The sequence below is a fragment of the Pseudomonadota bacterium genome (assembly GCA_026388215.1).
Lineage (GTDB): Bacteria > Desulfobacterota > Syntrophorhabdia > Syntrophorhabdales > Syntrophorhabdaceae > JAPLKF01.
This window is the reverse complement of sequence record JAPLKF010000215.1, coordinates 1-11,573: the sequence shown is the minus strand read 5'-3', so window position 1 is coordinate 11,573 and position 11,573 is coordinate 1. Positions and strand designations below refer to the sequence as shown.

Here is an 11,573-nt window from a genome sequence, read left to right as displayed (position 1 = left end):
CCTAAGCCATTGAGGGGGAAAATAGTTACCATTTCTCTGAGATATTTCCTTGAGAATATGAAAGACTATGCTTTTAGCAAAGCTCCTGATAGTAACCCTCCTAAAAAAGAAAGGTCTGAGGAAAGAAGGAATACCATAAATCTCGATGGACTTAGAACCATTGGAAAACAATTTGAGGAGGCGTAAAATGATAGCAAGAACTAAACAAAAAAAGGATACGGTGAATAACACCTTAAAATCAAACCTATCTGGAAACATAATAAAGGTAAGAAAAAAAAGAGGTATTTCACAGGACAGGCTTTCAAAAAGGGCTGATTTATCATTAAGCACAATTGTAAATGTAGAAAACAGTAAATTTAATCCGACAATTAAGACGTTGGATAAAGTAGCTAAAGGTCTTGAAGTTCCAATCTACAGTTTATTTATGGACACCTGCCCTGTTAGATAGAAAAATGATTTAACAGGGTGAATCCTAATAACAAAGCTTTGTGCGGCTCACTTTACGAGCTATTGTCTAAATCTACGGGACAGGGAAACCCCTCATTCTGGGTCCTGTCCTGTAGATTTTTCTCTATTCGAAAAGACCCTTTTTTGCCAAAAAAACAATCCTCAAAAATCTTGTCTATAGAAATAGTCCCACTAGGGTTTCTTGGTATTTTTTTTAAAGAAAATGGTAATATATATATAGATAGATTTTTGTAGGCTTACGAAAAAGTATTTTAAAAACCCTGCCTGCCCTGTATAGAAATTGTACAGGGTAAGGGGTTATAACACACTGTAACATAACTATATAAAACAACTATTTATAAAGGTATTAGAGGATGTCTATATAGCTGATAAACCTTCTATCGGCCATCGGATACCCAACAATGCTTTTCAAAGAGGCTGCCTTTAAGGTAACTTGCTTCAAAAAAACATACTATAAAACTAAAAAACAATAATATCGTAAAAACCTACACAAAAAAATCAAGTAAAATTAAGAGGTTATTAGCAAGTTTCTCATCCACGAGGGAAGCTTTTTATTTTAAGAAGGTAGTGGAAGTGCGGCTCACTTTAAGAGCTATTAACCAAAACTAAATGAGCAAGACCAAGGGAGTACTGTGCCCTGGTAATATTATTAGAGGAGGTAAACTATATGAAACATAACAAAACCAACGTCCCTGACGTAAACTACAGAAGTGGTCTGCGCTATGCAATCGGGAGAACGGTAAGGTATCTTGAACAAGGTATCGGCATGCCCCGGAGAACGTTCAAACCTTTCCAGCAAAGCAGCCCCTATATCCACAATTATAAAACCCTTCAGCGTTATACCGGCATCTTCAATAATTTCAGAGATAGGGTATTGGTGCCAGCTAACGTAAATACGATTGACAAGATTACCACCGAACATATTGAGACCCACTTTCAGAACCTTATTGACAGAAATTACACTGAGAAAACTGTCAGAGAAAATGCCTCAGCACTCAATAAATTCTTCCGTGCACTCAATCGTGATGACCTTATTGCATATATCAACGACAGCAGGCGCCTATGGGTAAGTTTAGCAGTACCCTCATGCCGGACCATACCTTTCGGTTTTCCAGATAAGGTTATTGGCTTTATGAGGGACCCCTACAAGTCAGGAGCTATCATTCAAAAAGAGACTGGCGCCCGTACCGGTGACATCAGGAAGGTTGTTGAATCAGTCCTGTCTAATCCTTCATCAAGTATTATATATATCCTCAAGTCCAAAGGTGGCAGAGATCGGCAAATTGACTTTTCAGACAGACCGAATGAACTCGAAGCCATCCGTCAGGCAGTCTATACAATAGATAAGCATTTCAGCGAAACAAAGACAACGTGGAGTGAGTTTATAAGGGAGTATACGCGAGAGGTTAAAAGGGCAGCAGTTAAGGCTGGCGAGATATACTGCGGTCCACATGCCTTCAGGGCAAATTATGCCGAGGGAAGATATGAGACAATGATTGGCGATAGTGACGATAGGGAAAAAGAAAAGGCAGTCCTCAAAACAATAACCGAGGAACTGGGCCACTCAAGACTGAGCATGGTAAAATACTATATCCCAACGTTCAGGAGGGACTAACCATAGTAAAAACAACAAACAGGTCTTTCTCTATTAGAATATTTTCTATTGGAAACAGAAGTCACAGAAAAGGTCAATCCGCTCTAATCAGTATAATAGCAATAAGTGTGTGTGTCATAGGGGAAGGGGTCGGTGCTTCCACCTACAACTAAATGATTTCATATATATGAGACTCTGAGAGTTACCATTTGAAATAGCGTATAACATAACGAGAGAATTAAGGCACTCGGCCACAGATTTGGATAAATATAGATAACGCTACCAGCATCGGATTTTCTCACAATTCATCAGATTGTTCTGGATCAATGTTCGAACGCAGGCCAAAGTAATAAAACAGAATTTATCAATTTTTTCCTTAAAAAAGATTCATTTTCTGCTTCCTATAACATTTTTATATTTTTTTATACTTTATGTCGATCTTTTGATATAAACTTTATTTCTAATTATTTAAAGTTTAACACATAGAAATGTCACGCAGGGAGGATTAATGCGATGGCAAACGATATACTCTATATTGTAATTTTCCTCTTTTTAGATTCGTAACATGTTACGTGACACACGTGACTTGGTATGTACCATTAACACATCGAGGGTGAAAAGTGGATACTATTGGGCTCAATGAAAAATTAGAACAAAAAGAACAGGAACTGAAAATTTTACATGGAGTTGCACAGGACATCAGCAGTAATCTGGAATTGAATGAGCTTTTAAAGCGCATTGTAGAGATGGTGATGAATTTTATTACTGCCGATTCTTGTCTGATTTATCTTTATGACAAGGCGAATGATGAGCTTATTCTTACAGCATCTGACATTCCACAACGTAAGATGTTAGGCAGGATAAAACTAAAAATGGGGGAAGGGGTTACGGGATGGGTTGCGAAAGAGAAAATGCCTGTTGCTTTGTCGCGAGAGGCATATAAAGACCAGAGGTTCAAGGCCTTTACGGCCCTTGAAGAAGATAAATACGAGGCCTTTTTATCGATACCGATCCTTTCAAAAGATGAGATTATTGGTGTAATGAATATAAGAAACAGAAAAGAACGTCATTATCCTGAAACTAAGATAGATCTACTTTTCACTATCAACAGGTATTTAGGCAGTGCTATTCAAAATGCCATAATATATGAAGAGGTTGTAAAAAAGGCAAAACAGCTGGATCTTCTTACTGAAGTGTCTCGCACAATAGTTTCTGACTATTATATAAAGGAGATCCTTCAACTCATCGTTACAATGACAGCACAGGTAATGGATTCTAAGATTTGCTCGATCATGTTGTTGAATGAGAAGAGGGAAGAGTTAGTAATTGCGGCTACCCAGAGTTTAAGCAAGGAGTATGTCAATAAAGCAAACTTGAAAGTGGGGCAGTCGATTAGTGGGAAGGTGGTACTTGAAAAAACACCCATTACTGTTCTTGATGTTACAAAAGAGCCTGGATACATGTATCCTGAGATAGCAAAAAAAGAGGAGATTGTTTCACTCCTTTCTGTCCCCATGATGATTAAAGATAGGGTAATTGGTGTAATCAATAGTTATACCAAGAGCGAACACATATTCAAAAAAGAGGAAATAGATATTTTACAGACAGTAGCTAATCAAGCTGCCGTGGCAATAGAAAATACACATCTTAGCCAGGAGATTTTTGCTGCAAAAGAGGCATTGGAGTCAAGAAAACTTGTGGAGAGGGCGAAAGGTATATTGATGAGGGAACTGGGGGTTTCTGAAGATGAGGCATATAAGAAAATTCACAAAAAAAGTATGGATATTAGGAAGACTATGAGGGAGATTGCCGAGGCGATCATACTGACCTCGGATATAAAGAAAAAGACTTGACATAAGAAACTTAAGGGTTTAATATAAATTTAAATATACGTTATACGTTGATATCTTTTAGCAAAGAGAGCTGAAAGATTAAGAGAGAAAATGGACTTAGGCGTCCAAATCACCAATGGTGGTTCGGACGCCTTTTTTTATTTTGTTTTGAGGTGAATGAAAATGGCAAAAAATTGGCGTGTTGCTATTGCACAGGTTAATTTTACGGTGGGTGATTTAAAGGGTAATTGTATGAGGATGATCAAATTTATAGAGAGGGCGAGTGAGCTTGGGGTAGACATAATAACCTTTCCAGAGCTTGCAATTACCGGTTATCCACCTGAGGATCTTTTACTTAAACCAAAATTTATTGAGGATAATCTTGAAGCATTAAGGGAATTAGCAAAAGCCGTTCATGATACTGTGGCAATTGTTGGTTTTGTAGACAGGATTGATGGAGATATCTATAATGGGGCGTCAATAATTTATAGCGGTAAAATCAAAGGTATATACCACAAGGCGCTTTTGCCAAACTACGGTGTCTTTGACGAGAAACGGTATTTCAAACCAGGGAATAAGCCGTTGGTTTTCAGATTTGGGCAACTTACCTTTGGTGTGAATATCTGTGAAGATATCTGGCACAGTGAAGGACCGGCAAGCATACAGGCTTTATCAGGCGCAAAACTGATTTTTAATATTAATGCCTCCCCTTACCATGAGGGTAAAATTAAATTGAGGGAAGAGATTGTCAGGAGTCAGGCAAGGGATAACAAAGTATTTATTTTATATGCCAACCTGGTGGGTGGACAGGATGAACTCGTTTTTGATGGGCAGAGCATGGTGGTTGATGCAAATGGTGAGGTTATTGCCCGTGCCCTGGCTTTCAGAGAAGATTTACTGATAGTAGACCTGCCTGATGAAGCACTGATGAGTGCGGGTCTAAAAAGATCTGAGGGCGGTGTCAAACAGACAAACAATATGATTACGATTGCACGTGAAAGATTACATAAAAAGAAAGTGCCGATTTCACGAGGAGAAACCAGACCACTTAAACCTGTTGCTGAGGTTTATGAGGCATTGGTGCTGGGCCTTTGCGACTATGTGACCAAAAATGGTTTTCAGAAGGTGGTTGTTGGATTAAGTGGGGGGGTTGATTCTTCTATTGTGGCAACCCTGGCAGTTGATGCATTGGGTAAAGAGAATGTTGTTGGGGTATTTATGCCTTCGCGTTATACTTCACAGGAGTCTGAAATAGATGCAACAAAGCTGGCAGAAAATCTAAGCATAAGCATGTTAAATATACCAGTTGACGGGGTCTATAGAGCATATCTTACAGCTTTCGAGCCGTTTTTTGGAGGATTGAGGGAGGATATAACCGAAGAGAATATCCAGGCCCGCATCCGCGGTAATATCTTGATGGCCCTATCCAATAAATTTGGCTGGCTCGTTTTAACTACAGGGAATAAATCTGAGATGAGTGTGGGGTACGCTACCCTTTATGGGGATATGGCGGGCGGTTTTGCTGTCATTAAAGATGTACCAAAAACATTGGTGTATAAACTGGCAATCCATAGAAATACTTCCAATCCTGTTATACCAGAACGTGTATTGATTAAGGAACCCACGGCGGAGCTTAGACCTAACCAAAAAGATAAGGATACCTTGCCTCCCTATGATGCCTTAGACCCAATCTTGAAAGCCTACATTGAGGAGGATAAGAATTTGGAGGAGATAGTTTCTTTCACACAACAGAAGGAAACTGTTGATAAGGTTTTGAGCATGGTTGATAAGAGCGAGTATAAGCGCCGGCAATCACCTCCGGGCATCAAAATTACTCCAAAGGCATTCGGCAGGGACAGAAGAATGCCAATAACCAATAAGTACAGGGGATGACCAATGTCTTTTGAAATGTTGGTAAGAAAGATATCACCCACATTAAAGAGGATTACACGAAAGCTCAATGGGCATTACTCCTTTTTTAATGATGAAGACCTATACCAGGAGGCGCTGACACACCTCTGGATCGATTATAAGAAGGGGATTCTCGATAATAAAACGGATAGTTATATATTGCAGGGTTGTTACTTCCATCTCAAAAATTATCTACGCAAGGTGCATGAGAATGCTACTTTTTTAAGCCTGAATAGTCCTGTTGGTGAAGATGGAATGATGCTGGAAGAACTTCTATCCTTGGAAGGCACGGGTTTTTTTGACTTTTTAGAGAGCAAACTACAGGTAGAGATGACAGGACAGAAATGTCTAACTAATAGGGAAAAAGAGATTTTATCCTTTTTCCTTGAAGGCATGTCAATGAGAGAAATAGGGCATAAACTTGGCATCTCCCATGTGATGGTTTTGAAAATAAGAAACAAAATTAAAGATAAATATGTGAGGTTCAATAAAGAAACTCACAATTAAATTTAGAATAACTTACCTTTTAGAATTTAGAATCCAGTCCCGCAAGGCGGGATCAGAATAAAGGATTTCGTACAATCATATGGGGTATGTCCCGTACAGTTTTGTAGGAGGAACAAATCTTGTATATAATTTTTAAGATTACCATAAGTAAGTAAATTTTACTTGTATATATCAAACACACTGATGTGTAGCAAACAATGGTGTTCTTGATACAAAGAACGCCATTTTATTTTAGAATATTGGAAGACGCAGGCGTCTTTAATCCAGCGATGGTTTGGAGACGCCTTTTTTTATTTTACTTGGAGGTGCTGTATGAAACGGATAACTGTTCTTGTATTACTTCTTCTTTGTATTGCAATGGTGGTCACGGTCTTTGCAGAAGAACCAAAAACAGCACCGGCACCGGTAGCGGCTCAATCTGCACCGGTAGCGGAATCCCCATCTAAAGTAGATACTGGTGATACCGCATGGGTTCTCATATCGACTGCCCTTGTTATGCTGATGACACCAGGACTTGCCTTTTTCTACGGCGGGATGGTGGGACGTAAAAATGTATTAGGAATCTTAATGCAATGTTTTACTATTCTTTGTGTAATAAGTATACAATGGGTTCTTTATGGATATAGCCTATCGTTTGCACCTGGAAAAGGATTCTGGGGTGGCCTCGACTGGATAGGATTAAAGGGTGTTGGATTTGCACCCTATAAGGATTATGCAGTAACGATTCCCCATCAGTTATTTATGATGTTCCAAGCTATGTTTGCAATTATTACCCCTGCGCTGATTATCGGTGCCTTTGCAGAGAGGATGAAGTTTTCTGCCTTTTTGATATTCATGATTCTCTGGGCAACCTTTGTCTATGACCCGATATGCCACTGGGTGTGGGGAGTTGGGGGTTGGCTCAAAGATCTTGGTGCTCTCGATTTCGCAGGTGGTACGGTAGTCCACATCAATGCCGGTATCGCTGCGTTGATGATTGCTTTGTTTATTGGGAAAAGAAGAGGAGGCGGAAAAGCAATACTGCCCCATAACCTGCCCTTTACCATCCTGGGCACAGCCCTCCTCTGGTTTGGATGGTTTGGATTCAATGCAGGGAGCGCTCTCGGTGCTAACGAGCTCGCGGTAAATGCTTTTATAGTGACAAATACCGCCGCAGCATCTGCCGGGTTAAACTGGGCCCTTCTCGACTGGATATTTAATGAGAAACCGACGATGCTTGGAACTGCTACAGGGGCAGTAGCAGGACTCGTTGCCATCACACCCGCTGCTGGATTTGTAAGTGCCATTTCAGCAATAGTGATCGGTATTTTTGTCAGTGTATTTTGTTATATTGCGGTAACTCTGATTAAACCGAAGTTTGGCTATGACGATGCCCTCGATGTCTTTGGTGTCCACTGTATGGGTGGTGTATGGGGTGCACTTGCAACAGGCTTATTTGCTTCAAAGGCGGTAAACCCGGCAGGGACGGATGGATTATTTTTTGGAAATCCCAAACAGTTTCTTATCCAGTTGATCGCTGTTGGAGTGACATTGGTCTACAGTTTTATTATGAGCTTAATCATATATAAAATAGTGGATGGGGTAATTAAAGTGCGGGTGGAAAAGAAAGATGAAACATTGGGGCTTGACCTCACACAACATCACGAGAATGCATATACGATCTTAGAATAGGAGGTTACATTATGAAACTAATTATTGCCATAATTAAACCGGATAGATTGGAAGCAGTAAAACAGGAACTTTATAAAGCAGAAGTGAACCTTATTACGGTAAATGAAGTGCTGGGTCATGGTCGCCAGATGGGTGTGACAGAGGTATACCGTGGGGTAAAAGAAATGGGGAACCTCTTAAGAAAGATACGTCTGGAGATTGCAGTGAATGAGAGCTTTGTGGGGCCAACAATTAATGCGATTATCAAAGGCGCCCAGACAGGGAAAGTAGGGGATGGAAAGATCTTTGTCCTGGATTTAGTTGAATGTATCCGTATTCGCACTGAAGAGAGAGGAGGAGTTGCGATTGGATGATAATAAAAACAGGATTCAAGGATTCCAGGGGTTCAAGGATTCAAGGGATTTTAAAACACTTGAATCATAGACTCCTCGATTTCTTACCTTTTTTTAAAATGGTTACCAGAAAAGATAGTCTCTTACTTGTAATAGAGTAAAGTTAGATTTACACATAGAAGTGTAGGTCTAATTAATCCCTCACCGTCCTTGAAGGGTTTTCAAAAAAAATCGAACAAAGCCGTTCAAAATAATCAAAGACGATATTCATGGTAAGAAAGCTAAATCATGTTTTATGTGAGGCGAAACATGGGAACCACAGATAAAGCAAGAAGATTAAAACTTGTAGATACATCGTATGATATCTCACAGGACATCCAGAAGGAAGGAAAATCCGTAGAGAAACCGAGTAGAACAGTAGTAGAAAATTTACTGGTCAAAGCAAGGAATGTGCTGGATGATGCGGAGGGAGCATGGGAAATCGACCATAATACAGCCGAGCTGAGGGATAAATTCCATTTATTACGCTACTACATAGACAACCTCAGACAATATTATGAAGGAAACATATAAAAAATATAGAGGAGGATTCAAATAATGAGAAAGGAAAGTAAGGTTTCGTTTCGTTGGAATGGGGCATCAACTACAAGGGATATACAGAATGTAAATCGTATTATCAAGGAAAATAAGGTACAGATTGTCGATTTAAAGTTTAATGACCTGCCAGGGTTGTGGCAGCATTTTTCTATCCCTTCTTCGGAACTGTCAGAAATCGATGACCCTAAGACAAGCATCTGGGAAGAAGGTATTGGCTTTGATGGCTCATCCATAAGAGGTTTCCAGAAGATACAGGAATCAGACATGATTTTACTTCCTGATCCGAAGACCGCTATGGTAGACCCTGTATGTGAGATTCCGACATTGAGCATCCTTTGCGATATCTATGACCCAATTACCAAGAAGCCCTATACCCGTGACCCACGTTACGTAGCAAAGAAGGCGGAAGCATTTTTGAAAACCACCGGGATTGCTGATACGAGTTACTGGGGACCGGAGATGGAGTTTTTTATATTTGACGATATACGTTTCGACCAGACTCAAAATTGTGGTTATTACTATATCGACTCTGTAGAAGGCGAGTGGAATTCAGGGAGGGATGAAAAACCCAACCTGGGATACAAACCACGCTATAAAGAAGGATATTTCCCCGTTCCTCCTCATGATTCACTACAGGATTTGAGGAGCAAGATGATACTCACGATGATTAATGCCGGAATAAAGATAGAAGTTCACCACCATGAGGTGGCGACAGCAGGACAGTGTGAGATTGATATGAAGTTCGGTCCCCTTGTCCAGATGGGAGATCAGTGTTTACTCTACAAATATATCATTAAAAATATGGCAAAGAAAAATAATATGGTAGCGACATTTATGCCAAAACCCCTTTTTGGAGATAATGGGTCAGGCATGCATACACACATGTCACTCTGGAATAAAGGCACGAATATCTTTTACGACGCGAAGGGTTATGCGGGTATTAGCCAGATTGCAAAGTATGCTATCGGAGGATGGTTGAAGCATGCACCGGCACTACTTACCTTCTGTGCACCAACAACGAATTCATACAAGAGACTGGTACCAGGCTATGAGGCACCTGTGAACCTTGTTTATTCAGCAAGGAACCGTTCTGCTGCTATCAGGATTCCGGTTTACTCCAATAACCCAAAAACAAAGAGGCTCGAGTTCAGACCACCTGATAATACGGCCAACCCCTATTTAGCCTTTGCAGCAATGCTCATGGCAGCCCTTGATGGAATTATCAATAAGATTGACCCGGGTAAGCCAACGGATGTGAATACCTATGACATGACTCCAGAAGAGGCGAAAAAGGTACCAACTGTGCCAGGTTCTCTTGAAGCATCGATTGCTGCGCTGGAAAAAGACTATGAATTTCTCTTGAGAGGTGGTGTTTTCACAAAAGATGTGATTGATGTCTGGATCGAGTACAAGAGGGAGAGCGAGATAGACCCTGTTCGTTTGCGTCCACATCCGTACGAATTTTATCTGTACTTTGATATGTAAGACCGACCATACCTCCCCCTATCTCCTCTCTTTCTCAAACCCCTCTGCTTCGTTCATTGAGGAGGTAGGGGTTGTAAAAAGGATGTATGCAGAGATGGATAGAAAAATTGTAATCATTAAGCATGTTGAGCGTGAGGGAGCTGGGCTCCTGGAAGACTTTTTCAAAAATGATGGGTGGGAGCTTGAGTTCGTTGAACTGGAAAAAGGCGATAGATTGCCCGAACATCTTGATGGAGTGGCAGGGATAATCCTTCTCGGTGGGCCGATGAATGTGTATCAGGAGGATGGCCATCCTTTCTTGAAAGATGAGGACAGGCTTATCACAAGGTCATTGGTAGAAGAAATTCCGATACTGGGTATCTGTTTAGGTGCCCAGCTTCTGGCAAAAGCCTGCGATGCCCGTGTAGAAAAAGCCACTCAAAAAGAAATAGGCTGGTATCCTGCAGAATTAACCGATAAAGGCAAGAAAGATCTGTTGTTCAGAGGCATACAGGAGCGAATCATGGTTTTTCAGTGGCATGAAGATACCCTTGAAGTACCGCAAGGTGGCGTACTACTGGCTCATGGTGAAGCATGTAAAAACCAGGCATTCAGGATAGGCAATAACGCCTATGGTCTTCAATTCCATATTGAGGTAACAGAGGAGATGGTGGGGTCATGGATGAAAAATGAAGAAGGAAAGGTGGATATAAAAAAAATCCTTAATGACACCAGGAAATTGAAAGAGGTTTTTGAAAAACAGGCTTATCAATTTTTTCTCAATTTTGAAGGCATCATATCATCATCCCTTCGTATCAAGAATGTGATGAAATTGTTTGTGGAAGAGGGGAAAAAGTATAAAAAGAAAAAAATTCCACTCTGGTGGAATATTAAAGAACATACATTTATGACGGAGAAGGAGAGTAAATGAGAGAAAGGAGTTTTTGGGTTCTTGACAGATGCCCTGTAAAGTGTTAAATATTAATGCACGATGATGTGTTCGAAATTGACAAGGGCGTCCAAAAGGGCGCCCTTTTTACTAAATAGTGAGAGGAGTAAGGTAGAGGAATTAATGCTATGGATCAGAAAAGTGCAGGCCTTAATATCACGGTTTTTTTCTGTCAGCAGCTTGATGCGAATCAGGATATAAACCGGCGTGTGCTGGAAAAGGAGCTCGGTCCAAGGATTAGGTTTTTC

General features: G+C 40.4%; 12 protein-coding genes. All 12 read left to right on the top strand.

Annotated elements, in window-relative coordinates; all coding sequences use genetic code 11:
• Positions 1-186: hypothetical protein (locus tag NTU69_11005; GenBank protein MCX5804038.1), on the top strand; the 186-nt coding region annotated here is incomplete at its 5' end.
• A gap of 1 nt (position 187) precedes the next feature.
• Positions 188-448 carry a helix-turn-helix transcriptional regulator gene (locus NTU69_11000; GenBank protein MCX5804037.1) on the top strand — a complete coding sequence of 87 codons (261 nt, stop codon included), beginning with the start codon at positions 188-190 and terminating at the stop codon, positions 446-448.
• A gap of 687 nt (positions 449-1,135) precedes the next feature.
• Positions 1,136-2,083, top strand: a complete 948-nt coding sequence (locus NTU69_10995) for an integrase domain-containing protein (GenBank protein MCX5804036.1) — start codon at positions 1,136-1,138, stop codon at positions 2,081-2,083.
• 599 nt (positions 2,084-2,682) lie between these two features.
• Positions 2,683-3,915 carry a GAF domain-containing protein gene (locus NTU69_10990; protein MCX5804035.1) on the top strand — a complete coding sequence of 411 codons (1,233 nt, stop codon included), beginning with the start codon at positions 2,683-2,685 and terminating at the stop codon, positions 3,913-3,915.
• A 162-nt stretch (positions 3,916-4,077) separates the two neighbouring features.
• Positions 4,078-5,787 carry an NAD+ synthase gene (locus NTU69_10985; protein ID MCX5804034.1) on the top strand — a complete coding sequence of 570 codons (1,710 nt, stop codon included), beginning with the start codon at positions 4,078-4,080 and terminating at the stop codon, positions 5,785-5,787.
• A 3-nt stretch (positions 5,788-5,790) separates the two neighbouring features.
• Positions 5,791-6,312: a sigma-70 family RNA polymerase sigma factor gene (locus tag NTU69_10980; GenBank protein MCX5804033.1), complete on the top strand. Its 522-nt coding sequence runs from the start codon at positions 5,791-5,793 to the stop codon at positions 6,310-6,312.
• Between the two features lie 312 nt (positions 6,313-6,624).
• On the top strand, positions 6,625-7,983 hold the full coding sequence (locus tag NTU69_10975; GenBank protein ID MCX5804032.1) for an ammonium transporter: 1,359 nt from the start codon (positions 6,625-6,627) through the stop codon (positions 7,981-7,983).
• Positions 7,984-7,994: 11 nt separating this feature from the next.
• Positions 7,995-8,336 (top strand): P-II family nitrogen regulator, encoded by a 342-nt coding sequence (locus NTU69_10970; protein MCX5804031.1) that lies wholly within the window; start codon positions 7,995-7,997, stop codon positions 8,334-8,336.
• The gene (locus tag NTU69_10965) at positions 8,333-8,476 is read left to right on the top strand and encodes a hypothetical protein (protein ID MCX5804030.1); all 144 of its coding nucleotides are present in this window, start codon (positions 8,333-8,335) and stop codon (positions 8,474-8,476) included. The genes NTU69_10970 and NTU69_10965 overlap by 4 nt, the downstream gene beginning before the upstream one ends.
• A gap of 148 nt (positions 8,477-8,624) precedes the next feature.
• A complete protein-coding gene (locus NTU69_10960; protein ID MCX5804029.1) occupies positions 8,625-8,888 on the top strand; it encodes a hypothetical protein in 264 nt (87 codons plus the stop codon).
• Positions 8,889-8,912: 24 nt separating this feature from the next.
• Entirely contained in the window at positions 8,913-10,397 is a 1,485-nt protein-coding gene (gene glnA, locus NTU69_10955) for a type I glutamate--ammonia ligase (protein ID MCX5804028.1), read from the top strand.
• Positions 10,387-11,307 carry a type 1 glutamine amidotransferase gene (locus NTU69_10950; GenBank protein ID MCX5804027.1) on the top strand — a complete coding sequence of 307 codons (921 nt, stop codon included), beginning with the start codon at positions 10,387-10,389 and terminating at the stop codon, positions 11,305-11,307. Before glnA ends, NTU69_10950 begins: the two co-directional genes overlap by 11 nt.
• Positions 11,308-11,573 lie beyond the last annotated feature (266 nt).

Bases quoted from the DNA above. Each gene is read 5' to 3' on its own strand.
- NTU69_10965 (MCX5804030.1), top strand. From the start codon at position 8,333: ATGATAATAAAAACAGGATTCAAGGATTCCAGGGGTTCAAGGATTCAA.
- glnA (MCX5804028.1), top strand. From the start codon at position 8,913: ATGAGAAAGGAAAGTAAGGTTTCGTTTCGTTGGAATGGGGCATCAACT.
- NTU69_10975 (MCX5804032.1), top strand. From the start codon at position 6,625: ATGAAACGGATAACTGTTCTTGTATTACTTCTTCTTTGTATTGCAATG.
- NTU69_10960 (MCX5804029.1), top strand. From the start codon at position 8,625: ATGGGAACCACAGATAAAGCAAGAAGATTAAAACTTGTAGATACATCG.
- NTU69_10985 (MCX5804034.1), top strand. From the start codon at position 4,078: ATGGCAAAAAATTGGCGTGTTGCTATTGCACAGGTTAATTTTACGGTG.
- NTU69_10980 (MCX5804033.1), top strand. From the start codon at position 5,791: ATGTCTTTTGAAATGTTGGTAAGAAAGATATCACCCACATTAAAGAGG.
- NTU69_10970 (MCX5804031.1), top strand. From the start codon at position 7,995: ATGAAACTAATTATTGCCATAATTAAACCGGATAGATTGGAAGCAGTA.
- NTU69_10995 (MCX5804036.1), top strand. From the start codon at position 1,136: ATGAAACATAACAAAACCAACGTCCCTGACGTAAACTACAGAAGTGGT.
- NTU69_11000 (MCX5804037.1), top strand. From the start codon at position 188: ATGATAGCAAGAACTAAACAAAAAAAGGATACGGTGAATAACACCTTA.